This is a genomic window from Streptococcus penaeicida, from assembly GCF_002887775.1.
Lineage (GTDB): Bacteria > Bacillota > Bacilli > Lactobacillales > Streptococcaceae > Streptococcus > Streptococcus penaeicida.
On record NZ_LOCM01000024.1, the window covers coordinates 68,194 to 91,730 of the forward strand.

Sequence of the window (23,537 nt, forward strand, 5' to 3'; positions counted from 1 at the left end):
GACCTCACGGTCTTCCTCGAAATATTAACCAATAAGCGAACCATTTGGTACAGAAGGATCAACTGTAAGAACAGTCAATTGGTCTCCATGTTCAGCCGATAAAATCATCCCTTGGCTAATATATTTTTTCATCATTTTGCGAGGCTTCAAATTGGCCACAATTTGCAATTTTTTACCCACTAATTCTTGCTCGTTTGGATAGAATTTTGCGATACCAGACAGGATTTGACGATCCTCTCCATCTCCCGCGTCAAGACGGAAGCGCAGCAATTTATCCGAACCTTCGACCTTAGAAACTTCCTTAACTTCAGCCACACGAATCTCAACAGCATCGAAGGTTTCAAACTTGATTTCCTCTTTTTCAGATTTAAGCTCAACCTCTTCAGGAACCCATTCTTTTTCTTGAGGAATCGCAGAGCCACCTTCCATTTGTTCTTTGATGTAGGCAATTTCTGCTTCCATATCAAGGCGAGGGAAAATCGGTTGCCCTTTAGATATGACTGTGGTTTGAGCTGGAATACCAACTAATGAAAGATCTTCCAAATCAGCTACCGCTTCTAAACCAAGTTGAGTCATAATAGCATTTGAACTTTCCATCATAAATGGCTGAATCAAGTGTGCCACCACGCGCAGACTTGCTGCCAAGTGTGCCATTACTGAAGCTAACTGTTCCTTGTTGCCATCTTCCTTAGCAAGAACCCATGGAGCAGTCTCATCGATGTATTTATTAGCACGTGAAATGATAGTCCATACTGCTTCTAAAGCACGTGGGTAGTCAACAGCCTCCATTTGAACATGATACTCTGCAATTTGAGCAGCCACTACTGCTTCTAAATCAGCATCAAAATCGGTAATACCTGTTTGGTAAGCTGGAATTTCTCCATTGAAGTATTTATTAATCATTGCAACCGTACGGTTGAGTAAGTTACCTAAATCGTTAGCCAGTTCGTAGTTAATCCGTCCAACATAGTCTTCAGGGGTAAACATACCATCAGAACCAACTGGCAAACTACGCAAGAGGTAATAACGCAAAGCATCTAAACCATAGCGTTCAACCAACATTTCAGGGTAAACCACATTGCCTTTAGATTTGGACATTTTACCATCTTTCATGACAAACCAGCCATGGGCAATCAAGCGTTCTGGCAATTTCATGTCTAACATCATCAAAAGAATCGGCCAATAGATTGAGTGGAAACGAAGGATATCTTTTCCAACCATGTGGAAAACAGTCCCATTCCAGAATTTATCATAGTCATCATGGACTTCTTGACCATAACCTAGAGCTGTTGCATAGTTGAGGAGGGCATCAATCCAAACATAAACCACGTGTTTAGGATTTGAAGGTACTTTAACACCCCAAGTAAAGGTTGTCCGACTAACTGCCAAATCTTCTAAACCAGGTTCAATAAAGTTTTTAAGCATTTCATTTAAACGGCCTTCAGGCTGAATAAAGTTCGGATTTTCTTTATAGAAAGCAACCAAACGGTCAGCATATTTACCTAAACGAAGGAAGTAAGATTCTTCAGAAACCCACTCTACTTGGTGACCAGAAGGGGCAATTCCACCTGTTACTTTACCTGATTCATCACGGAAAACTTCTTCTAATTGACTTTCAGTAAAGAACTCTTCATCAGAAACAGAATACCAACCTGAATATTGACCTAAGTAAATATCGTCTTGGGCTAATAATTTTTCAAATACCGCAGCAACCACTTCTTCATGATAAGCATCAGTTGTTCGGATAAATTTGTCATAAGAAATGTCAAGCAAGCTCCAAAGTTCTTTAACGCCTTCTGCCATTCCATCAACATAGGCTTGAGGCGTAATGCCAGCTTCTTCAGCCTTAGTTTGGATTTTTTGACCATGCTCGTCAAGACCAGTTAGGTAAAAGACTCATGATTCATCAAGCGTTTGTAACGGGCTAAAACGTCACAGGCAATGGTTGTATATGCTGAACCAATGTGCAATTTCCCTGATGGGTAATAGATTGGAGTTGTAATATAAAATGGTTTTTTATCAGTCATTTGATTTCCTTTCAAGGCTAATGAAACCTTATCAATTTCTTCTCTAACTGGTTCTTATGACCCTTTTAAGAGATATTATTTATTATAGCATAATGTCGCCATCAAAAAAACTGCTTATTCCTCAGAATAAGACAGCATAAAGGGTTTGATTTTACTTTGAATATGGTAATATTCTTTTCCTAAAATATAATTGACATAACTTAAGGGAATAAGGACAAGCCCTAAAGATAATTCGCCAAATTTTAAGGATAAGAGAGATGCGGCAAAAGCCCCTAAAATAAAGGTAAAAATGACAAAAGCCGTATTGCGACCGATCAGAATCATTTCGCGATTTTTTTCATAAAGCCCTTTGGTCAGCTGATAAGCAGCATTTTTAACATTACCAGTCATCATGACATTGGCATAGGTTGCCCCACGTAGCGATTTAAAAGTATCCACTTGAATGGAAGCAAAGAAAGCCAGTCCAGAAACCGTAAAGAAAGCTGGAAGTATTGGTGTCAGAATACTAGTGAAAAGTGCAATCACAGTCAAAACAAAGCTGGACAACAAATACCAATGAATCCCATGTTTATTAGCCCACCGGTGCATAAAGTAGGTAAAGGATTGACCTAGCATAAAAACAATGATGGGTAAAAGAAAATCTAGAGCCCTGTCCAATCTCCCCTGAGCCAAACTCATGGCTAGAGAAGCCACATTTCCTGATTGGATACCTGCAAAACGTTGACCTTGGGTCATAAAGGTAAAGGCATTGACATAACCCGAGATAAAAGTCAGACTGATGGCACAACGCAGAGCTTCATGAACATAATATCTTTGTTTTTTTCGTTTTGACATGGTTTCCTTCCTAATGACACGAAAAAAATACTGATTACCAGTATTTTATGTTTTATTAAGGAGGATGTGGGATTCGAACCCACGCACGCTTTTACACGCCTGACGGTTTTCAAGACCGTTCCCTTCAGCCGGACTTGGGTAATCCTCCAAAAACTAATAATAGTATAGCACAGGTCAAGTCTCTTAACAATAGTTAAAAGAAGAAAAAATAAGTAAAAAACTGAGATATTAATCTAGCATAGAATAAGATCAAAATGAAAGCCCGACAACTATTGTGTCAGGCTTCATATCTTTACAGTTTAATATGTTTTCTTATGGTGTCACACTTGAGGTCTGACTACTAGATTCGATAGTGACATTTTGTAAGTAATTGTCTTGACCAAGTTTGCCTTTGAAATGATCGCCTGCTTTGATAAATGGAAGATGATCCGGCGTATCTTTGCTGGCTTTGATTTTATAGACCTTACCTTGTGAGAAGATATAATAAACGGTATTTCCAGAAATCATTTGACTGGCTACTTGTTCAACCTGACCAGAAACTTTTTCTACTTTCTGACCACTATCAGCTTGCGACGATAAGCCACTGGTGTCGCGGTCCGTAAATTGAGCAATCAAGGCTTCAATATCATTATTGACTGATACTTGTTGATAATCTTCCGCATCGACCAAAGCATAGGATTTAATCAGACCAGCATCATCTTTCAAGGATACCAAATAGAAAGCTTTTTCATTCAGTTTGACTAAGACAGGAGCAGTCGCTTGATAACCCTTCTCTTGGACTTCGCCTTCGGCGGATCGCATCGCTGAGCTCTCAGTCGCTGAAGAAAGCTTGTAATTAGTGACCTCTCGAGTCCGCATATTGACTAAAATAAAGCCAAGATTTGACGAATCAGCTGTTGCTGAGGTAATACCAGTATAGAGATAGAGGTCTGAACCAATGGTCAAATAATTGTAATTATCAGTGGTTTTCTTAACACCTGACTGACTAAAGACGGTATTCCAATAACCATTTTGATAAGTATAATGGTCATTAACTCTTTCCAAAACATTTGAGGCTGAATAAACCCGGTCAACCCATTTAGGAATTGCTTTTAAACTGTAATGCTTGGTTTTACCAGTGACAGCATCCAGTAAAATAGCACCTGTTGGATCGGGTGAAGACAAGCCAAAACGGGGTTTATAAGTAGTTGCAACATAATAAGGATTGCCTTGATCATCCACTTCAAATGATGGATCACCGAAAATGGTAAAAGGATGGGTAAAGCGTAAATGGCGCAAGGTATCTCGGAAAAGGTACTCAGAACTTGAGTATTTCATTGCCTTTTGTAAGCGAACCAATTGGGCCTTACCAGTGGTTTGATTGACTTTCACATAGTAATCAATCCCTTCCTGACGATTGGTCGCCCACTTCCAAAAACTCTTATACTCCAAAGGTGAAACGCGATAAGGTTGTTTACCTATTGTAATTTGACGGTATTCTTTGGAAATACCAAATTGAGACACTTTGTCAATTGTTCCAAGATAGGTATCGCCTATCTTCTCCGCTGATTCTCGGTCCAGCAAAGCTAAAGTTGAAATATTGCTTTCAGGGAAATCTTTCTTGAAATCTGCACTCTTTACGCTGATCACGTCAGCATAACCCTTAGCCCTAAAAAGACGGGTATTAAAGAAAGACAAGACCCCAATAACCAGAGCTATCCCAAGAATAGCTAGCGTCAGCCAACGGTTGACACCGGAAAAAAGATTGAAATTCTGGGTAACATCTTTGACTTTTCCTTTTGGTTTGGCATTGGTAAAAAGACTTTGAATCCCATCTGAAAGAGAGTGGATATAAAGGTTAACCATTAAAATGACAAGAAGAAAAATAACAAAAAGCCAGAAATCACCGCTCCATATGTTTAAAGGAGGCAGATTGGTCCAATAATAGGAAGCAATGATTATTAGTGAAATCAGAGCTACCAAAACATCTAATTTTCGTTTCATAGGATGACCTTTTCTAAAAATGTATTATTTTTTATTATAGCACATTATGAAAGGGATTTCTCAATTACCATTTTTATAAAGGTGATAAGAATAAATAATAGGAAAAGCAAACATCAGGATTAGAGTGACTGCAAAAACAAAACCGTTGGCAACATTTAAGAGGCCAAGTATAAACAGTAACAAACCACCAATCACCCAAACTTTTCCCGCTAACCGATGCGTTTTATTCCAGTTATACTCATTATTTAAGGTCCAAGGAACTCGGATCCCTACAGTATAGTTTTGACGAATTTTTGGTAAATAGTTGCCGAGAACCAAGAAAAAGAGCCCCATAAAGACGTTGACGTTGAGAGTCATGCCATGGCCAGAGCCAGCGGCTGCAAAGAAGACCATGCTCTGTACAAATAATGAAATAGCTGGGACAATCCAATAAACTAAAGCAGCCATCTTACCAAGACGGGCCGATTTAGGGTCCTTAGAGACCATCCAAACCACAAAGAGATGTATAACTAACAAAAATAAGGGTAAGAAAATGACGGCAAACGTCTTATCGGAATAATCATCAGCTTTACCAGAAAAATCAAAATGGGTCGGTACTTTATCTGGTAATTGCTTCCATAAAAGCAAGCCAATTAAAATTGGTAATAGGGTAACAAAACTAGTCACTAACAAGCGTTTTTTATTAATTGTCATTATTCTTATCTCCTTTTAAATCTGATAACCAAACCATGACATCCTCTAAGACCGAGGTGTTAATCTCATAATAAATAAAATTTTTAACCTTATTTTCCTCAATCAAATTGGCTTTTTTCAAGATGTTTAAGTGATAAGAAACTGAAGCCTGTGCCAAATCAAATTGCTTGGCTATGTCACCTGCTGACCACTCACCATCTTTTAAGAGATTGAGAATTTCCCGGCGAACCGGATCGGATAAAGCCTTAAAAGTTTCTGCGAAGCCCATTGGCCAACCTCCTTCTATTTCGAAATATTTCTAAATAGATTATAGCACTCCCAAGCTAAAAAGCAAGAGCTATTTCGAAAAAAATCAAAATAGATTTTAAAGGTGTGAAAATTCGCTTGATAAAGCCTTTTTTGCTAGAATAGACTTATCTTAAGACAGAAAGAGATTCAAAATGAAACTAATTTCCTGGAATATTGATTCCTTAAACGCAGCCTTGACCGGCGAATCACCACGCGCACTGCTTTCACGAGCTGTTATCGATACTTTAGTTGCCCAAGACGCTGACATTATTGCTATTCAAGAAACAAAATTATCAGCAACTGGCCCTACTAAAAAACACATGGAAATTATCGAAAGCTATTTCCCTGACTACGTTCACGTTTGGCGCTCATCCGTTGAACCTGCCCGTAAAGGCTATGCCGGAACCATGTTCCTCTATAAAAAAGAACTAAACCCAATTGTTTCTTTCCCTGAAATTGGAGCACCTTCAACAATGGATGCTGAAGGTCGGATTATCACGCTTGAGTTTGATGATTGCTTTGTTACCCAAGTTTATACACCAAATGCTGGAGATGCTTTAAAACGTCTTGAAGACCGTCAACTTTGGGATATTAAATATGCAGAATACTTGGCAGAGTTAGATGCCCAAAAACCAGTCTTAGCGACTGGTGACTATAACGTTGCCCACAATGAAATCGACTTGGCAAACCCAGCCAGCAACCGCCGTTCAGCTGGCTTTACCGATGAAGAACGTGCTGGCTTTACCATGCTTTTAGGCAAGGGCTTCACCGATACCTTCCGCCACCTCCATGGTGATGTTCCAAACGTCTACACCTGGTGGGCACAACGTAGCAAAACCAGCAAAATCAACAACACCGGCTGGAGAATTGACTACTGGTTAACCTCAAACCGTGTGGCTGACAAAGTTCTAAAGTCTGAAATGTTAGACTCAGGGACTCGTCAAGACCACACCCCTATTCTCCTTGAAATTGACCTCTAAGATGACAAGCCAAGAAAAATTTGACCTACTTGAAAAGCGCATGGCCGGACATGCTGAAGCTGGACAAGCTGAAAAAATGGCTGCCTATATGAAAAACCATTTTGACTTTTATGGCATTCCAGCTGGACCTCGTCGCCTGATTTACAAAGACATCATCGCGGCAGACAAAAAAGCTAAGACCATCGACTGGCAGTTGTTGGACCTTGCTTGGGCTAGTCCCAAAAGGGAAATGCACTACTTTGTCTGTGATTATCTAAAAGCTTTGGCTAAATGGCTGAGCTTCGACCATGTTCCCAAACTTTTAACCTATGCCACCAGCAATCAGTGGTGGGATTCCATCGACCATTTTGACCACATTTTGGGCAGCATTGAGGATTCTAGACGGGATGCATTCATGTTGGAGCTCTCGCTGTCAGAAGATTTCTGGTTGCGACGCATAGCCATTGATCATCAGTTGGGCAAAAAGGACAAAACCAAGCCGGAACTTTTGGCTGCTATTATTTTGAACAATCTGGGGTCGTCAGAATTCTTCATCAATAAAGCCATTGGTTGGAGTTTACGAGATTATTCGAAGACCAATCCTGACTGGGTGCGGGAGTTTGTCAACGAACATCAAAGTCAAATGGCACCACTTTCAATCAGAGAAGCCAGTAAATATCTCTAAAGGCTAAGCATTATCAAGTTTTTTGGTAATGCTTTTTTCTTTTCAAAACCTATTCGATACTTCCATCTTTAAAAAGCTGTTTTTTTAAGTCAAATATTTTGTCAATTTAAGCAAGTAAAGCTATAATAACTTATCACTATATATTAATAATTGGAGAAACGAAATGATTTCTAAATCTACAACCATGCTTTATGTTAATGACACTGAAGCTGCAATGACTTTTTGGACTGAAAAAATGGGCTTTGTCATTACTGACCAAGCTGACTCAGAAGGCTTCAAATCTTTTGAAGTTGCCCCATCACTTGATTCAGCAACAAAATTTGGAATCCACAACAAAGATATGGTTGCTCAAGCAAACCCAGGAATGAACATTGGCTTCCCATCACTTCTTTTTGAAACTGATGACTTAGAAGCTGAATACAAAACCTTAACTGAAAACGGAGTTGCTACTAATCCAATCATGGAATATCAAGGTATGGTTCACTTTACTTTCCAAGATAGCGAAGGCAACTACATCGCTGTTCGTCAAACAATTTAATTTTCTAAAAGGAGAAAACACATGGTCACTGCACTAAATGTCTACTTAGTTACAAATGGTAATGGTAAAGAAGCTGTTGAATTCTACAAAGACGCTTTCAATGCTGAAATCACTAATTTAATGTTCTGGAAAGACGGTGTTCCAGATTGCCCTAAAGATCGCGAAGACCTTGTCATGAACGCACAAATGGAATTCAATGGCATCCGTCTTCAATTATCAGATGAAAATCCTGATTTTGAATACAAAGCTGGTGGTAACATGTCTGCAGCACTTATCGTTGATAGCATTGAAGAAGCTCAAGAACTATATGCTAAATTAACCGTAAATGCTCAAGAAATCGTTATGGAACTCCAAGAAATGTTCTGGAGCCCAGCCTACGCTAACTTTATCGACCAATTCGGTATCATGTGGCAAATCAATACAGAACTTGCAAACTAATCCAAAAAGAAGTTAGGAATAGAATCCTAACTTCTTTTATTATTTTGTCTAAAAGAGACTTCTTCAAGTAGAGCTTTAAGAGTCACTTTTGTTTTTTTAATTTTCTCATGATATAATAATATTATAATTATTAATATAGGAGGACAAATGAATTACAAAAAAATAGAAAAAAAGGCATTATTAATCTCTTCAATTGTCAATGGTATTAATGCTTTCGCAGGTATTTTTATTTATATTATCACGGGATTAAACGCACTTTTACTAGATAGTGTCTTTTCAGTCATTGGACTTGTTTCTTCGATTGCTGCTGTCTATATTAGTAAAAATAGCCACAAAAAAACTGACAATTTTCCTAGGGGTCTCTATTTCTTGGAGCCATTATTTGGAGTATTAAAATCAATAGCTACTTTAATGTTACTGCTGATTGCACTTCTTGAAAGTGGCGCAGTCGCTTATTCATATTTTACATATGGTGAAGGTGAACTCATCCACACGGGACCCGTTTTACCTTATACAATTATTACAGGTATAATTTGCTTCGTCCTTTCCTACTATAACCATCGAAAAAATAAGGCAATCAATAATCTTAGTACAATTTTACATGCTGAAAGCAAGGCAAATTTAGTTGACGGTCTTATCTCCATTGGTATCGGAATAACCGTTTTTCTACTAAAGTTCATCAGTCAAGATGGACAACTGGGCTTTTTCCATTACACAGGTGATTTTTTTATCACGGTAATATTAGTGCTACTTTCCTTTAAAGAGCCTCTAACGATATTAATCCATTCCTTTAAAGAATTTGCCTATTCAACAGTTCAAAATGATAAACTTGAAGAAGCAATCGTTTATGTCGTTAATCACCATCTAAAGGAATATCAAGATGATTATGACATTTTTGTTCATAAACAAGGAATGCAAATAAACGTCAGAATATTAATTTTAGATCTTGAAAGTCATCACATTATCAAACAGTTTGCTTTGAAAAAGGCAGATTTATTGAATCATTTACGCAAAAAATTTGATCAAATTCATCTAGAATTTGTTTTCTAAAAAGAAGTTAGGAAAAATCCAAACTTCTTTTTTTACTTAAATAATTCTCCGTAGGGTTTACGAGCCCCAATTTGGAGGACTTGGTTATCCTTAACTAAAATGGGACGTTTGATTAACATGCCATCTTGGGATAGTATGTGAGCTGCTTCTCCAATTGATAAATCGTCAATCTTATCCTTAAGACCCATTTCTTTGTAAGAGTTACCACTGGTGTTGAAAAAATTCTTCATGGTGAAGTCTGAAGTCTCCATCCACTCCTTCAAAAGCTCTGCCTTAGGAGGTGTGGTCTTGATATCGACCGTCTCAAAATCGGAGATATACTGCTTCAAATCTGCCTTGGCTTTTCGACAAGTGGAACATTTTGGGTATTCATAAAACGTGTACATGTCTATCCTTTCTCCTTTTCTAATAGCCAGATTTTTTTATCAAGGCCACCGGCATAACCTGTTAATTGACCCTGGGATCCCAGAACGCGATGGCAGGGCACAAAAATGCTTAAGGGATTATGACCAACCGCTCCCCCGACCGCCTGAGCCGACTTGCAGTTCAAATCCTTAGCTATTTGACCGTAGGTTATTGTTTCCCCATAGGGAATAGTCTGCAAATAGGTCCAAACCCGCTGGCGAAAGTCGGTCCCTTTTAAAGCAATAAAATCAGCGGCAGTAGCTTTTCCTGGTTAAAATAAGCATCCAACCATTGACAAGCCGCTGCTAAGGGCGCATTGACTTCCTCCAGTGGAACTTGCTTTATTCCATCTTCAAAGTATTTTTGATTGAGAAACCAGGCTCCAATTAGGGCTGAATCATCCGCAATTAAAGAGATAGGACCTAGCAGAGACTGATAAATAGTCTTATATAAAGTCATCTTATTCCTCTTGATAAAGCAAGCCTTGAGGTCATTCAAGGCTGTCCTTTATTTAGTAATTAAGCGAACACGGATAATATTTTCACTGGCTTTAAAATCTGCCACTAATTGATCAATTTTTTGACCATTGCATTCATCCAAGTCTAAGAGGGTGTATGCATAATCACCTTTTGACCGGTTAATAATATTATCAATATTAATGTTCAAGTTGGATACAGCTGTCGAAATTTTAGCAACGATATTTGGGACATTTTTATTGATAAGGGTAATCCGATAAGGTGCTGTTAAAGCTTGATGGACATTTGGAAAATTAACTGAATTGGTAATTTCACCTGTTTCCATAAAACGACGGATTGTCTGTCCTGCCATAATGGCACAGTTTAATTCCGCCTCCTCAGTTGATCCTCCAACATGGGGAAAGACCGTGATGTTTTCCTTATTTAAAAGTTCCCGACTACCAAAGTCGGTGATATACCGTTTGACCACACCTGTTTCAAGGGCATCAAACAAATCAGCATTATTAACTAATTCAGCCCGGGCAAAATTGATAATGGTTGTACCTTTTGCCATCAGAGCAAAACTTTCAGCATTGAAGGTATCTTTTGTAGCTTCTGTCAAAGGAACATGAACTGTAATGTAATCCGACTTCGCAAAAATCTCTTTCAAGTCATCAACCCTTTGGACATGACTTGAAATATTCCAAGCCGTTTCAATAGAAACATAAGGATCATAGCCCAAAACATTCATACCTAAACGGTAAGCGTCATTAGCAATCCTTGCACCAATAGCTCCAAGCCCAATAACTCCAAGTGTTTTACCAGAAATTTCTGACCCAGCAAATTGTTTCTTACCGGCCTCAACTTGTTGACTAACGTCATCACCTTTTAAAAGGTTTGTCCATTGATTGGCAGAAATATAATCACGCGCTGACATGAGAATGCCAGCTAAGACAGCTTCTTTGACCGCGTTAGCGTTTGCCCCAGGGGTATTAAAAACAACAATTCCTGCCGCACTGGCTTGGTCAATTGGAATATTATTGGTTCCTGCTCCTGCTCTTGCGATAGCTTTTAAATTGTCAGGAAAAGTCTGACCATGTAAGTTTTCACTACGTAAAATGTAGGCATCAGGATTAGTAGCTAAGTCTCCATCAATTTGAAACTTATTTCCTAACTCCTTCAAGCCTATTTGATTAATATTATTATATGTTTTAACACTGTATACCATTTGTGAAATGGCTGGACAATGCTGTCCAGCACTCCTTCCTTAAAGCACCTTAATAACTGCCACCATAGCGACTATCTTCATTAATCTCTTGGTAGCTAGCCTTTTCATGCTCTTCTTTAATTTTTTGATAAGCTAGACGGACACCAGCTAAAGGCACTTTCCCACAATAGTTAAAACCAAGCTTAGTCATGATATGTTGCATGGCTAGATTTTTTTCATGCGTATCACAACGAAAATCTCTTTGCTCATGTCCTTCAATCAATCCTTGTAAAAAGGTTTGAGCTAAAGCCTGACCTTGGCTATTTTTAGCCACCGCAATCCGATGGAAGGTAATATAGTCCTTATGATCATTTAACCATTGGCCATCATAAATGGCATTATAGGCTTCTTCATTACCATAAATAACCGCAGCATAAGCCACAATTTGGTTTTCAACCAAGGCAACATAGCCCTGCCCCTTGATAATATCATCAATGATAACTTCTGCATTGGGGTAGCCATCTTGCCACTGATCACTACCATAAGCGGCAATAACTTCTTTTGCCCCTTCAATAATTGTCATGATTGGGCCAACTTCATTTGGAAAAGCTAATCTAATGTCCATAAAGCTTTTTCTTCTCTCATTCTTTTTTATTACTATTTATAGGTGTTATGACTTTCAAATTCCTTCATAAAGTCAATCAAGGCCACAACTCCTTCTTTAGGGAAGGCATTATAAATACTGGCTCTCATACCACCAACACTGCGGTGACCTTTAATATTCTTAAAGCCTTTAGTTTCCGCTTCTTTAACAAATTTTTGGTCTAATTTCTCGCTAGGCGTCGTGAAGGGAATATTAGCAATAGAACGTTCCCGAGGATTTTTGACAGGATTATTATAAAAAGGCGACTGTTCAATATAAGTGTATAATAACCCAGCTTTCTCTCGGTTAACCACTTCCATTTGATCTAAGCCACCCAATTCCTTAATCCATTCAAAGACCAATTTTGCAATATAAATGCTATAAACTGGTGGCGTGTTATAAAGGGATTCAGCTTTAGCTTGAATAGAATAGTCCAACATACTCGATAAAACCGGCTCTTTATTTAAAAGATCCTCACGTATGATAACAACTGTGACCCCAGCAGGACCAATATTTTTTTGTGCCCCAGCATAAATCATACCGAATTGGTCAACCTGATAACGAACAGCTAAAATATTAGATGACATATCTGCAACAATTGGGACACCATTAGTATCTGGTAAGTCATAAATGGCTGTCCCTTCAATGGTATTATTAGTTGTGATATGGACATAGGCTGCTTCTGGGTCAATAGCAGAGCTATCATAAAGGGGGATAAAGCTGAACTTGTGTTCTTCAGAAGAGGCTAAAAGTTCTGGCTGCATTGGAATTGATTTTGCCAGTTTAAGTGCTTCTGTGTAGGCTTTTTTGCCCCAAGAACCTGCGACATGATAATAGGCTTTTTTGCCTTGAGCTAGATTCAAAGGAATCATGGTAAACTGGGTCGATGCTCCCCCTTGAAGGAAGAGGACTTTATAATTATCAGGGATAGCCATTAATTCTCGAAGCAAGGCTTCAGCTTCCTTAATAATGTCAGCGAATTCTTTGGATCGGTGCGACAACTCTAAAACACTCATTCCACTGGAGCGGTAGTCTAGCATTTCAGCTTGCGCTTTTTCTAGAACGGTTTTTGGCAATACTGCAGGACCTGCAGAAAAATTGTAAATTGTCATAAATACACCTCCGTATAATAATTGAAAGTATAGCATAATTATCAGAATTTTACAAAGATTACCTGTCTTCCTTCAGCCCGTAAAAATGGTATAATAAAACAGATTAGGAGGAAAATCATGTTAATAAAAGAATTTTGTGCCGAAAATTTAACACATTTAAGTGGCTTAGGAGATCATCAAGTCAATCGAGTAGAACTTTGTGATAATTTAGCCGTTGGTGGAACGACGCCTTCATACGGTGTTATCAAAGAAGCTTGTACCTTACTCCATGAAAAATCCATCTCTGTTGCTACAATGATTCGTCCACGAGGAGGCGATTTCGTATATAACGACCTTGAATTAAGAGCCATGGAAGAAGATATTCTTAAGGCAATCGAAGCTGGTTCTGATGCCTTAGTTTTGGGTTGCTTAACGGATAATCAGCAATTAGACACTGATGCTATTGAACAACTTCTTCCTGCTTGTCAAGGACTTCCTTTAGTTTTCCACATGGCTTTTGATCAGATTCCGGTTCAAGACCAAAAAGCTGCAATGGATGACTTAGTCGACTTTGGTTTTGTTCGCATTCTAATCCATGGCAATCCTGAAAGCAATGATATCATGGAAAATATTGAGCATCTTAAGGATTTAGTAACCCATGCTGACCAGCGCATTGAAATCATGATTGGGGGCGGTGTGACAGCTGAAAATGCTGAAGAACTTAGCCTAATGATTGGAACTCCAATTGTTCATGGAACCAAGATTGTTTAAATACGGCTAGAGTTATAATGAATACCAATACAAAAAACAAAAAGAAAGCTCTTGTGTGAGCTTTCTTTAATTATTTAATCATATGCTCAACTGGATGGTAATTCTTTTCATGGTATGATTTACCAAAAGCAAGCACTAAGGTTGCAATTCCTGGGAAGAAAAGACTTACTACAGCTAATCCTTTAGAGCCTCCAAAGGCACGAACAAAACAAAATTGCGTATAAGAATAATAAATAGCAATTGCCCAACCAATAAAGTAAAGCCATTTATTGCCTTCACCAAAGGTAATTTTGTGTTTTGTAAAACCACCTAAAATTGGAATTAATGCATACCAGCCTGGTTGTTCTGCTTTTTCAAATAAACGCCAGTTGCCAATCACTTGAAGTAGTAATGAAATTAATACTAAAATAAACATGAAACCATAAACAGCTAGTACAGCATATAGTCCTGCTTCATCATTTGTCATCTCTTAGAATCCTCGTTTCCATAAATCTGTACATCTTGTACACTTTTATTATAACAAAATTTCAATGAAAACCATACGTTTTTTTTGTAATACTTTTGTAAGGAACTCATTTTTAATAGAAAAAATCTAATTTTTAGAAAATTAGAGTTTTATTGTTCGGTTTTTATCAACTATTATGATAAGTCTGGTATAATTCTTGTCTATTTAATTGATATTTTTTAGCAATTTCTTTGATAGCTTGATTTGGCTTTTTACCGGCCTCAATTTCTGATGCAATTAAAGCCAGATAATCAATGTCTGTTTCATGGTCATTCAAGTCTTGGTCAAAACCTGAAACAATTAGTAAACACTCTCCTTTAAGTGGTTTTTCACTAATGGATTCTATGAGTTCTGAAATACTTCCCCTTTGGTATTCTTCGTAGATTTTAGTCAATTCTCTGACTAAAACAACTTGGCGGTCACCGTAAATGCTCAACATATTTGAAAGGGTGTCTGCCACCCGATAGGGAGATTCATAGAAAATTTGTGTTTCTGGGTAAGCTACTTTCTCTTGGAAAAAAGCTTTTTGCTGTCCAGCTTTACGCGGTAAAAAACCATAAAAAATATGGGGTTGAGGGGCTAGACCACTAGCAATCAAAGCCGTAATTCCGGCCGAAGCACCTGGGAGGGCAACCACTGTCAAGTCTTCAGCAATAGCAGCTTTGACCAAGTCGTGACCTGGATCAGAGATTGAAGGCATACCGGCATCAGAAACTTGCGCCAAGTTGTGTCCTTCTTTTAATAAGGTGATTAACTGGGGAATTTTCTCAAATGCATTATGTTCATGAAAAGCAATCTGTTTACTAGTGATGTCAAAATGTTTTAAAAGAATTCCGGTATTACGGGTATCTTCTGCACAGATAAAATCAACTTCTTTCAGGGTTTGTACAGTCCGATAGGTCATATCTTGGAGATTACCAATTGGTGTTGGTACCAGATAAAGGCTTCCTGATGTCTTTTGCTCTTTAAAGCTTTTTTGGATCTGCATCTTATATCTTTCTATCTAGTAGTTCACGGCAAAACATGCATTCTTCATCATTCTCACGCCTTTGCCCATAGAAAAAATTGCAAATGTGAAAACCTTCATCATAGATGTCTTCCAAATGATCTTTTCCATGTTTGGTTGTAGACTTAACCACTGGTTCATTTTCCAGTTGATTCAAGCGTTCCCGCAATTTATTATTTTCAATTTGTAATACTGTATTTTCTTCTAGTAATGCTTGAACTTGTTTTTTAATGGCTTCACTTTCAGCAAGGTAATCATTAGATTTTGTGAAAATCCATCAAATGCATCAAACATTTCTCTTTTATTTACCAATACTTACCTCCTCTAATGGATAGGTTAAAACGGTTTGTTTTTCGTCTACCATAATTTTTAGGGTATCGTCAAAAATATTGATGCCCACAACCCGACCTGGTCCTTGATCTGTTTGAACAGTAGAACCATAATCAGGAAATTTTTTCTTGCTGTCAGTATAAAACTCATCTTCATACTGGAGACAGCATAAGAGACGCCCACAATACCCTATATTTTTGCCAGAGTTTAAGGATAAACTTTGGTTTTTTAGCATCTTAATCGATACGGTCGGAAATTCTCCTAAAAAGCTAGAACAACAGATAGGGCGTCCACAAGGACCAATGCCCCCATAGACCTTTGCTTCTTCACGACTATTGAGTTGTCTCAATTCAATGCGTGTTCTAAAAAGCGCAGCTAAATCTTTCAATAGTTGACGGAAATCAACCCGTTCTTCTGCTGAAAATGTAATTAAGACATAATTTCTATCCAAAGGAAAAAAGATGTCAATTAATTTCATATCCAACTGATTTTGCTCAATTAGGTCGCGAACCTGATCCTTAGAATTTTCGGCAAAATTCTGGTTAGCCAAGAAAGCTTTTTTATCCATGTCGTTCGCCAGACGAATAACCTCTGGCATATCTTTAGGTAAGTTACTTTCTTTGAATGCTTTCATTGTTTTAGTAACTTGAACCAATTGATTGCCCTTACCTTCCTTAACGACTAACCATGTGTCTAGGGGATAATCTCTTTGTGTTTTGACATATTTTGTTGCAGGTGACTCTGCAAAGCGAACACCAATTGTACTAATCATGATAACACCATAAATTCTAATGTATTTTGAAAAGAAACATTACTCTGCCACATTTGTCTGGCCAAAAAGAGTCCATCTAGATAATGCATGGCTCTATCCTGACCATACTCAGCAGCTAAGTAAAATGTTAAGAGTTTTAATATGACGTCTTGGTCTTTCTTCTCGGGTGCAATACTAACCAGGCGACTTACTTCTAAATAAGCCTGATCCTGATTTTTAAGTAAATGGCCAATAAAGCGCTGGCATATGGTCATCCACTCTAACAATTTTGGATCTTTAAGGAGTTCAACTAGGTCACTTGGATTTTTAGCTAATTTTGCTAGCATATCTGCCTGACTTTTTAAAGAACCCGCTTCCTGAGCCTGTTGCGATAAAAGAGCTTCATTTTTGGGGAAATGAAAAATTTGCGTCCGACTCTTAATCGTTGGTAAAACCAAATTGTCATCATTGGTTAGCAAAAAGATGTATGAATCGCTTTGCGGCTCCTCAATATATTTTAAGAGGGCGTTTGCTGCATTAACGTGCATTTTTTCACTATCCTTGATAATGAAGACTTGTTTTTCACTCTCATATCCCGTTCGCGAAAAGTTCTTCATCATTTCCTTAACCGCTTCTGTTTTAATGACCTGACCACTAGGTTCTAATAAGGTCACATCCGAAAATTCTCTAGCTGCAATCAACTGACATGCGCGACAGTGGCCACAAGGCAGTCCTGCTTGGGTCTCTTGACAAAATACTGCTTGAGCCAGATAAAGGGCCATATCCAAATTGGCGAAATCACCGACAAAGAGATAGGCATGATTGAGGCGTTTTTTAGCAAGAATTTGAGTAAAAGAGGCAAAAGCCTGGGGTGCTAATTGTTCAACAGTCATCCTATCCTCCTTTTTTTATAGTTGTTCTTGGATGATGGCAATAGCTTGCGCAATCACTTGATCCAGTGGTTTTGAAGCATCGATAGTCACAATACGCTCAGGGTTTTCTTTGGCTAACTGTAAATAACCATTGCGAACCTGATAATGCATATCCACTTTTTCTAAATCTAAACGGTTAACTTCCCGGTCTTTATTTTGGGCTATCCGTGCTAAGCCAACCTCAGCCGTAACATCAAAATATAGGGTTAAATCTGGTTTAAGACCATCTGTAGCAAAGTCATTTAACCATTGAATATCCTTCTTTTCAAGACCACGACCACTTCCTTGGTAGGCAACTGAGCTATCAATGAAGCGATCAACGAGAACAATCTTTCCAGCTTCTAAAGCTGGTAGGACTTTTTCCATCAAATGCTGCCGTCTAGCTGCGATATAAAGTAAGAGTTCCGTTTTAGCATCCATAGCCGTATTATTGACATCCAAAATGACTTCCCTGATGCTTTCGGCAATGGCTACTCCACCTGGTTCCCGAGTCGTCATAATATCCTGATGAACGGTTTTTTCTAATAATGGAATGATAGCTTCAAGAACAGTTGTCTTCCCAGCACCGTCTGGACCTTCGAATGTGATTAATTTACCTTTTGACATATGGATTCCTTTATTTTTTATTATTACTATTTTACCAAAAATTAGCTAAAAAAAATACTGCCTTTGGTAAAGGCAGTGAATTCTTTAGTTGAGGTCAGCTTTAATCTCTGTTGGAGTTACAGAAATAATGGTTACCCCTGTATCAGCTAAGGCCTGGCTAAGACTTTCTTGGTTACATTGGCCGTCGATTTGAATTTCCACAACTGTTTTGCCAGTTGCACGACTATCCGCGACAATGCGACCGATATTGAGGTTAGCTTTGGAAATGGATTCTGCTACTTTAGCTAAGATACCAACTTCATTATCAGCCTCTAATACGATTCGAGTACCCTGCATTCCATAACCTGAAACATGTAAAAAAGCCTTAAAAACATCTCGGTCGGTAATAATACCACAAAGTTTTTCCTCATGCATAACAGGTAGAACACCAATTTTATGCTCCAACATCAGATAGATGGCATCTTCTAAACTGGCATCCGGACCAATAGTGATGACCTTTTTTAGCATGATATCTTTAATTTTGGTTTTGTTAAGCAGGTAGTTCATTTCATAGATAGAAAGACTTGTTGCTTTTGATGGCGTTGCATCAGCATGGTTCCAGCCGTTACCAGGCCAACCAATTTGCCATTATCCAAAACTGGAAGACGGCGAACATCTTGATCGCGCATAATATCTGCTGCTTGGGCAACACGGGTTTCAGGGGTAATAGTAATGACATCCTTGGTCATATAATCTTTGACAGCCATAAAACTTCCTCACTTCTTTTTCTATAAATAGTATATCATGCTTCAAATGACTTAGACCCTAGCCACCTAAATAAGCTTTTTTGACTTGATCTGACTCTAAAAGTTCTGATCCCTTACCAGATAATACTAGCTTGCCAGTCTCTAAAACATAGGCACGGTCGGCAATGGATAAGCCTTATTGGCATTTTGCTCGATTAACAAGACAGTCATTCCTTGTTTTTGGATATCCTGGATAATGGAAAAAATTTCATTGATAAAGATAGGAGCCAGACCCATTGATGGTTCATCTAGGAGCAATAACTTGGGCTTGCTCATCAAAGCCCTTCCCATGGCTAACATTTGTTGCTCACCACCTGATAGTGTTGCAGCATCTTGGTTTTTACGTTCTTCTAAACGGGGGAAACGGTCGAAAATCATTTTTAAGGTTTTTTGATTTTCTGCCTTATCTTTCATCAGAAAGGCTCCCATTTCTAAGTTTTCCATTACGGTCAAGCCAGAAAAAACATGACGGCCTTCTGGTACTTGTGATAAGCCTAAAGAAACAATTTTCCGAGCAGGGGTTTTATGAATATCTTGACCTAGAAAAGAGATTCTCCCTTGGCTTGGTCTCACAAGTCCCGAAATGGAGCGCAAGATTGAGGTTTTGCCGGCTCCATTAGCACCGATAAGGGTCACAACTTCACCTTCTTCAACTGTGAAGGAAACATCTTTGACAGCTTCAATAGCGCCATAATTAATGGATAAATGGTCAACTGATAACATTGGCATTAGAGTTCTCCTCCCAAGTAAGCTTCAATAACCCGCTGATTATTTTTGATTTCTTCTGGTGTCCCATGGGCGATTAAACGGCCGTATTCTAAGACATAGATGCGTTCCGTCACTTCCATGACTAAGGACATATCATGTTCAATTAAAATGATGGTCATGCCAAAATCATTTTTGATTTGACGAATAAGAGCTGTTAAGTCAGCTGTTTCTTGTGGGTTCATGCCTGCTGCTGGTTCATCTAAAAAGAGAATTTTGGGCTTTGTAGCAAGTGCACGAACGATTTCCAAACGTCTTTGTTGTCCATATGGGAGATTACGCGCTAGCTATCTGCCTCTTGGTCTAAGTTGAAGATGGCTAATAAGTTCAATGCTTTTTCTTTTAGCTCCGCCTCTTTCTGATAGAAACTTGGTAAGCGTAAAACACTTGCAAGCAGGTTGCTTTTTTCTTGATTGGCTAAGCCGATTAAGACATTGTCTAGAACAGTCATATCCTTGAATAAACGGATATTTTGAAAAGTTCTAGATAAGCCTAAAGAGGCAATTTTATAGGGTGTTTTGCCATTGAGAACCGTTCCATCAAGCGTAACGGTTCCCTCACTTGGAACATAAACTCCTGTTAATAGGTTAAACAGTGTGGTTTTGCCCGCGCCATTTGGTCCAATTAAACCAACTAATTCACCAGCATTTAGTTCCATGGTTACATCGCCAACAGCAGTCAAACCACCAAAATGTTTGCTTAAATGTGATACTTCAAGAAGTGCCATTTACTTGCCCTCCTTTTGCTTATTAAAGAATTCTGACAATTTCAATTCTTTAGTCCCTAAGAGTCCACCTGTCTAAAGACCATTACTAAGATGAGAGCTAAAGAATAGATGATCATCCGAATATCGGAGAAATTTTGGAGATACATATTTAAGGCACCTAGGACAATAGCTGCCACGATGGTTCCAGTCATTGAACCAAGACCACCTAATACAGCAATAATGAGGTAATCAATAGACCGCATAATAGTAAAGTCTTTGGGAACAACTGTACCGATGTAACCAACATATAGAGAACCGGCAATACTTGCTGTCATAGCAGCCAAAGCGAAAGTCATCACTTTAATCTTAGTTGTGTTTACACCCATTGATTCAGCAGCAATTTCATCTTCACGAATGGAAATCACTTGGCGTCCCGTTGAAGACCTTAAAAAGTTAAGAATCAACAGAGCAATTAATACCACAAAGATAAAAACAACTGGCCATGTTGTATAGCGAAGAATACCTGTTAAACCAGCAGCACCATTAGTCACTTCACCACCATTAACAATGGCAATTCGAATAATTTCCGCAACTCCTAAGGTCGCAATAGCTAGATAATCACCTTTCAGACGAAGGGTTGGAAAACCAACAAGAACTGCAATAATGCCAGCAACTAAAACACCCAATAACATAGAAATATAAAAACCGACATAGGTTGGCATATAATTGGTAAAAATGGCTGTTGCATAAGCTCCAATGGCCATAAAACCAGCCTGACCAAGTGGGAATTGACCAGAATAGCCGAGAACCAAATTGGTTCCCATGGCCATAATGATTGAGATTCCAATCCCCATCAAAATTTGCACATAATAAGGTCCCAAAATCCCACTACCAATTAAAAAAGAAAGGACGATAAAGGTTAGCACAATAATGGCAAACCAAGCAGTTATGGATTTGATATTTTTCGTCATCCTTACACCTTCTCCTTAATATTTTTGCCTAATAGCCCTGCAGGTCTTATTAATAAAATGATAATTAAGACTGCATAAACAATGGCGTCACGGTAACTAGAGAAACCAAGAGTAACCGAAATGGTTTCAATAAGACCTATCATGAAGCCACCTAGGGCAGCGCCAGGGATAATCCCAATTCCACCCAGAACCGCTGCGACGAAGGCTTTGATTCCTGGTGTCATTCCCATCAAAGGGTTAATTGAATTGTAATATAAGCCAATCAGAACACCCGCAGCTCCAGCTAAAGCAGAGCCTAAAGCAAAGGTGAAGCTAATAGTTGAATTCACGTTGATCCCCATTAGTTGGGCGGCATCGCTATCGACAGAAACCGCCCGCATGGCCTTGCCCATTTTGGTTTGTTTGACAATAAACTGCAAACCTAACATTAGGATTAGCGAAACAAATAAGATAATCAGCTGAACGTTACTGATGCTTACAGGTCCCAATGTGTATTTAACCGTTTTTAAGGCCTGTGGAAAGGCCCTTGCCTCTGCTCCAACGAGATAAACCATCCCGTATTCTAGGAGAAAGGAAACGCCGATGGCGGTGATCAGCGCAGCAATTCTCGTAGAGTTTCGCAATGGACGATAGGCCAAGAACTCAATCAGCATACCTAGGCAAGCTGTAATCAACATGGTCAAGAGCAATGCCACGAAAATATTGAGATGGAAACTATTAATGAGAAAGTAGCCAATAAAGGCTCCCATCATAAAGAGATCCCCATGGGCAAAGTTGATTAATTTAATGATGCCATAGACCATGGTGTAACCCAGAGCCAAAAGGGCATAGACACTGCCCAAAATAAGGCCATTGACAAGTTGTTGTAGCATTTATCTACCCATCTTTCTTCTTATACTTTTAATCAGCAGCGATAACTGTAGTTGAGCTTTCTTTTCCTTTGGTCAAACCAATAACGGTAACTGATTTAATCGGATTATGCTTCTTATCGACCGACATGGTTCCTGTCACCCCTTCAAAGTTCTGCAATTTAGCAATCCCTTTTGAGATGTCTTTAGAACTCTTAGCGTCTTTTGCAGCTTCCGCTGCCATATAGACAGAGTCGTAAGCTAGGGCTGCGAACATAGAAGGTTCTTGCCCATAACGCTTTTTATAATGTTTGGCGAAGGCGGCTGCTTTTTTAGAAATGGATTCTGAGTAGCCTGAGAGATAATAGACATTAGTGACGTTGTCTTTACCACCCAATTCTACTAGTTTAGCGTCCGCAAAACCATCCGGACCAACAATCGGTACACTAATTCCCATCTCACGCGCCTGCTTAATAATGGTTCCTGTTTCTTGGTAATAACCTGGCATGATTATGCTGTCAAAATCTTGATTTTTGATTTTGGTTAGGGCTGATTGGAAATCGGTATCCCCTGATTGATAGGTTGACTCTGAGACAATTTTTCCTTGGTAAACCTTCTTAAAGCGTTTGGCAATCCCTTTAGCATAATCACTTGAATTATCATAAAAGAGGGCCACTTTTTTTGATTTTAAATGATCTGTCGCAAATTTAGATAGGACATCCCCTTGATAAGAGTCAATAAAAGTTGCCCGGTAGATGTAGTCATAGGTTTTTCCATCTTTTGCAATAGTCAAGTCATCTTGGGTTCCTGATGGGGTAATTAGAGGAACTGCTGCGGCTGTTGCATTTGGTGAAGCTGCGGCAGCAGCTCCTGATGTAGCTGGTCCGACAATGACATTGACATTGTCTTGGGTTGCCAAGCTAGTCGTTACTGTTGCGGATTCCGCATTTTCAGATTTATTATCTTTGGAAACAATTTCTAGCTTTTTACCATTGACGCCACCAGCCTGATTGATTTCCGCCACTGCCATCATGCACCAACTTTTTCTGCTGAGCCATATGCCGAAACCGGCCCAGTTAATTCTAAGTTTAAGCCAATTTTAATGGTTTTTTCGATTTTAGTTCCCTTGGCATTTGATGTACTACTTGGAGGCGCCGCATCGCAAGCTGTCAAGGCGAGAAGGGCTAAGCAGCTAAGAGCTGTCGCTAGAATTTTCTTTGGCATGTCGCATTTCCTCATACAGTCTAAAATAATATGTATCTAAG

The 23,537-nt window shown here is 38.8% G+C and carries 20 protein-coding genes, 1 tRNA gene and 8 pseudogenes; 6 read left to right on the plus strand and 23 right to left on the minus strand.

All coding sequences use genetic code 11. The features are described from left to right. Nucleotides 1–24: 24 nt before the first annotated feature. From metG to AT575_RS06445, 6 genes and pseudogenes are all read right to left on the minus strand, one after another. Nucleotides 25–2,027: pseudogene (metG, locus tag AT575_RS06420) on the minus strand (methionine--tRNA ligase). Between the two features lie 114 nt (nt 2,028–2,141). Further along, nucleotides 2,142–2,861 carry a YoaK family protein gene (locus tag AT575_RS06425; protein ID WP_102777646.1) on the minus strand — a complete coding sequence of 240 codons (720 nt, stop codon included), beginning with the start codon at nt 2,859–2,861 and terminating at the stop codon, nt 2,142–2,144. Between the two features lie 58 nt (nt 2,862–2,919). After that, nucleotides 2,920–3,009, minus strand: a tRNA-Ser gene (locus AT575_RS06430). Between the two features lie 164 nt (nt 3,010–3,173). Beyond that, nucleotides 3,174–4,844 carry a hypothetical protein gene (locus tag AT575_RS06435; RefSeq protein ID WP_102777647.1) on the minus strand — a complete coding sequence of 557 codons (1,671 nt, stop codon included), beginning with the start codon at nt 4,842–4,844 and terminating at the stop codon, nt 3,174–3,176. Nucleotides 4,845–4,904: 60 nt separating this feature from the next. Beyond that, on the minus strand, nt 4,905–5,537 hold the full coding sequence (locus tag AT575_RS06440) for an SdpI family protein (RefSeq protein ID WP_102777648.1): 633 nt from the start codon (nt 5,535–5,537) through the stop codon (nt 4,905–4,907). Further along, entirely contained in the window at nt 5,527–5,805 is a 279-nt protein-coding gene (locus AT575_RS06445; protein WP_102777649.1) for an autorepressor SdpR family transcription factor, read from the minus strand. The genes AT575_RS06440 and AT575_RS06445 overlap by 11 nt, the downstream gene beginning before the upstream one ends. A 172-nt stretch (nt 5,806–5,977) precedes the next feature. Between AT575_RS06445 and AT575_RS06450 the strand changes: the two genes are divergently transcribed. From AT575_RS06450 to AT575_RS06470, 5 genes are all read left to right on the plus strand, one after another. Further along, nucleotides 5,978–6,805, plus strand: coding sequence for an exodeoxyribonuclease III (locus AT575_RS06450; protein WP_102777650.1), 828 nt, complete (start codon nt 5,978–5,980; stop codon nt 6,803–6,805). Between the two features lies 1 nt (nt 6,806). Next, nucleotides 6,807–7,469 (plus strand): DNA alkylation repair protein, encoded by a 663-nt coding sequence (locus tag AT575_RS06455; protein ID WP_102777651.1) that lies wholly within the window; start codon nt 6,807–6,809, stop codon nt 7,467–7,469. 163 nt (nt 7,470–7,632) lie between these two features. Then, nucleotides 7,633–8,007, plus strand: coding sequence for a VOC family protein (locus AT575_RS06460; RefSeq protein ID WP_102777652.1), 375 nt, complete (start codon nt 7,633–7,635; stop codon nt 8,005–8,007). 21 nt (nt 8,008–8,028) lie between these two features. After that, the gene (locus tag AT575_RS06465; protein ID WP_071793563.1) at nt 8,029–8,445 is read left to right on the plus strand and encodes a VOC family protein; all 417 of its coding nucleotides are present in this window, start codon (nt 8,029–8,031) and stop codon (nt 8,443–8,445) included. A gap of 147 nt (nt 8,446–8,592) precedes the next feature. After that, a complete protein-coding gene (locus AT575_RS06470) occupies nt 8,593–9,495 on the plus strand; it encodes a cation transporter (protein WP_102777653.1) in 903 nt (300 codons plus the stop codon). Nucleotides 9,496–9,527: 32 nt separating this feature from the next. Here the strand turns inward: AT575_RS06470 and AT575_RS06475 are convergent, their stop codons facing one another. The 5 genes and pseudogenes from AT575_RS06475 to serC form a co-directional block, all read right to left on the minus strand. Then, nucleotides 9,528–9,881 (minus strand): arsenate reductase family protein, encoded by a 354-nt coding sequence (locus AT575_RS06475; RefSeq protein ID WP_102777654.1) that lies wholly within the window; start codon nt 9,879–9,881, stop codon nt 9,528–9,530. Nucleotides 9,882–9,883: 2 nt separating this feature from the next. After that, nucleotides 9,884–10,359 (minus strand): annotated as a pseudogene (locus tag AT575_RS06480) (methylated-DNA--[protein]-cysteine S-methyltransferase). Between the two features lie 48 nt (nt 10,360–10,407). Beyond that, on the minus strand, nt 10,408–11,583 hold the full coding sequence (locus tag AT575_RS06485) for a 3-phosphoglycerate dehydrogenase family protein (RefSeq protein WP_102777655.1): 1,176 nt from the start codon (nt 11,581–11,583) through the stop codon (nt 10,408–10,410). Between the two features lie 49 nt (nt 11,584–11,632). Further along, nucleotides 11,633–12,187 (minus strand): GNAT family N-acetyltransferase, encoded by a 555-nt coding sequence (locus AT575_RS06490; protein ID WP_102777656.1) that lies wholly within the window; start codon nt 12,185–12,187, stop codon nt 11,633–11,635. 32 nt (nt 12,188–12,219) lie between these two features. Further along, nucleotides 12,220–13,317, minus strand: a complete 1,098-nt coding sequence (gene serC, locus AT575_RS06495; RefSeq protein ID WP_102777657.1) for a 3-phosphoserine/phosphohydroxythreonine transaminase — start codon at nt 13,315–13,317, stop codon at nt 12,220–12,222. A 117-nt stretch (nt 13,318–13,434) separates the two neighbouring features. On the opposite strand from serC, the gene AT575_RS06500 reads away from it, so the two are divergent. After that, entirely contained in the window at nt 13,435–14,067 is a 633-nt protein-coding gene (locus tag AT575_RS06500) for a copper homeostasis protein CutC (RefSeq protein ID WP_102777658.1), read from the plus strand. A 70-nt stretch (nt 14,068–14,137) separates the two neighbouring features. Here the strand turns inward: AT575_RS06500 and AT575_RS06505 are convergent, their stop codons facing one another. From AT575_RS06505 to AT575_RS06560, 12 genes and pseudogenes are all read right to left on the minus strand, one after another. After that, complete coding sequence (locus tag AT575_RS06505) at nt 14,138–14,533, minus strand: DUF5684 domain-containing protein (RefSeq protein ID WP_102777659.1); 396 nt, start codon at nt 14,531–14,533, stop codon at nt 14,138–14,140. 166 nt (nt 14,534–14,699) lie between these two features. Next, a complete protein-coding gene (rsmI, locus tag AT575_RS06510) occupies nt 14,700–15,560 on the minus strand; it encodes a 16S rRNA (cytidine(1402)-2'-O)-methyltransferase (protein WP_102777660.1) in 861 nt (286 codons plus the stop codon). Between the two features lies 1 nt (nt 15,561). Then, nucleotides 15,562–15,872, minus strand: a pseudogene (yabA, locus tag AT575_RS06515) (DNA replication initiation control protein YabA). A 7-nt stretch (nt 15,873–15,879) separates the two neighbouring features. Then, nucleotides 15,880–16,680, minus strand: coding sequence for a regulatory iron-sulfur-containing complex subunit RicT (ricT, locus tag AT575_RS06520; RefSeq protein WP_102777661.1), 801 nt, complete (start codon nt 16,678–16,680; stop codon nt 15,880–15,882). Further along, nucleotides 16,677–17,552 (minus strand): DNA polymerase III subunit delta', encoded by an 876-nt coding sequence (locus AT575_RS06525; RefSeq protein ID WP_102777662.1) that lies wholly within the window; start codon nt 17,550–17,552, stop codon nt 16,677–16,679. Before AT575_RS06525 ends, ricT begins: the two co-directional genes overlap by 4 nt. 15 nt (nt 17,553–17,567) lie before the next feature. Beyond that, nucleotides 17,568–18,197 carry a dTMP kinase gene (tmk, locus tag AT575_RS06530; RefSeq protein WP_102777663.1) on the minus strand — a complete coding sequence of 210 codons (630 nt, stop codon included), beginning with the start codon at nt 18,195–18,197 and terminating at the stop codon, nt 17,568–17,570. A gap of 84 nt (nt 18,198–18,281) precedes the next feature. Next, nucleotides 18,282–18,943 (minus strand): annotated as a pseudogene (locus AT575_RS06535) (CBS domain-containing protein). Nucleotides 18,944–19,001: 58 nt separating this feature from the next. Then, nucleotides 19,002–19,711 (minus strand): annotated as a pseudogene (locus AT575_RS06540) (ABC transporter ATP-binding protein). Beyond that, nucleotides 19,711–20,474: pseudogene (locus tag AT575_RS06545) on the minus strand (ABC transporter ATP-binding protein). Before AT575_RS06545 ends, AT575_RS06540 begins: the two co-directional pseudogenes overlap by 1 nt. Beyond that, nucleotides 20,475–21,424, minus strand: a pseudogene (locus AT575_RS06550) (branched-chain amino acid ABC transporter permease). Between the two features lie 2 nt (nt 21,425–21,426). Further along, a complete protein-coding gene (locus tag AT575_RS06555) occupies nt 21,427–22,296 on the minus strand; it encodes a branched-chain amino acid ABC transporter permease (RefSeq protein ID WP_102777664.1) in 870 nt (289 codons plus the stop codon). A 28-nt stretch (nt 22,297–22,324) separates the two neighbouring features. After that, a pseudogene (locus AT575_RS06560) lies at nt 22,325–23,496 on the minus strand (ABC transporter substrate-binding protein). Nucleotides 23,497–23,537 lie beyond the last annotated feature (41 nt).

Excerpts from the sequence above, each read along its gene's own strand:
- AT575_RS06490 (WP_102777656.1), bottom strand. The coding sequence starts at position 12,187 with ATGGACATTAGATTAGCTTTTCCAAATGAAGTTGGCCCAATCATGACA.
- AT575_RS06455 (WP_102777651.1), top strand. The coding sequence starts at position 6,807 with ATGACAAGCCAAGAAAAATTTGACCTACTTGAAAAGCGCATGGCCGGA.
- AT575_RS06465 (WP_071793563.1), top strand. The coding sequence starts at position 8,029 with ATGGTCACTGCACTAAATGTCTACTTAGTTACAAATGGTAATGGTAAA.
- serC (WP_102777657.1), bottom strand. The coding sequence starts at position 13,317 with ATGACAATTTACAATTTTTCTGCAGGTCCTGCAGTATTGCCAAAAACC.
- AT575_RS06555 (WP_102777664.1), bottom strand. The coding sequence starts at position 22,296 with ATGCTACAACAACTTGTCAATGGCCTTATTTTGGGCAGTGTCTATGCC.
- AT575_RS06445 (WP_102777649.1), bottom strand. The coding sequence starts at position 5,805 with ATGGGCTTCGCAGAAACTTTTAAGGCTTTATCCGATCCGGTTCGCCGG.
- AT575_RS06450 (WP_102777650.1), top strand. The coding sequence starts at position 5,978 with ATGAAACTAATTTCCTGGAATATTGATTCCTTAAACGCAGCCTTGACC.
- rsmI (WP_102777660.1), bottom strand. The coding sequence starts at position 15,560 with ATGCAGATCCAAAAAAGCTTTAAAGAGCAAAAGACATCAGGAAGCCTT.
- AT575_RS06440 (WP_102777648.1), bottom strand. The coding sequence starts at position 5,537 with ATGACAATTAATAAAAAACGCTTGTTAGTGACTAGTTTTGTTACCCTA.
- AT575_RS06500 (WP_102777658.1), top strand. The coding sequence starts at position 13,435 with ATGTTAATAAAAGAATTTTGTGCCGAAAATTTAACACATTTAAGTGGC.
- AT575_RS06505 (WP_102777659.1), bottom strand. The coding sequence starts at position 14,533 with ATGACAAATGATGAAGCAGGACTATATGCTGTACTAGCTGTTTATGGT.
- AT575_RS06425 (WP_102777646.1), bottom strand. The coding sequence starts at position 2,861 with ATGTCAAAACGAAAAAAACAAAGATATTATGTTCATGAAGCTCTGCGT.
- AT575_RS06525 (WP_102777662.1), bottom strand. The coding sequence starts at position 17,552 with ATGACTGTTGAACAATTAGCACCCCAGGCTTTTGCCTCTTTTACTCAA.
- ricT (WP_102777661.1), bottom strand. The coding sequence starts at position 16,680 with ATGATTAGTACAATTGGTGTTCGCTTTGCAGAGTCACCTGCAACAAAA.
- tmk (WP_102777663.1), bottom strand. The coding sequence starts at position 18,197 with ATGTCAAAAGGTAAATTAATCACATTCGAAGGTCCAGACGGTGCTGGG.
- AT575_RS06475 (WP_102777654.1), bottom strand. The coding sequence starts at position 9,881 with ATGTACACGTTTTATGAATACCCAAAATGTTCCACTTGTCGAAAAGCC.
- AT575_RS06470 (WP_102777653.1), top strand. The coding sequence starts at position 8,593 with ATGAATTACAAAAAAATAGAAAAAAAGGCATTATTAATCTCTTCAATT.
- AT575_RS06435 (WP_102777647.1), bottom strand. The coding sequence starts at position 4,844 with ATGAAACGAAAATTAGATGTTTTGGTAGCTCTGATTTCACTAATAATC.
- AT575_RS06460 (WP_102777652.1), top strand. The coding sequence starts at position 7,633 with ATGATTTCTAAATCTACAACCATGCTTTATGTTAATGACACTGAAGCT.
- AT575_RS06485 (WP_102777655.1), bottom strand. The coding sequence starts at position 11,583 with ATGGTATACAGTGTTAAAACATATAATAATATTAATCAAATAGGCTTG.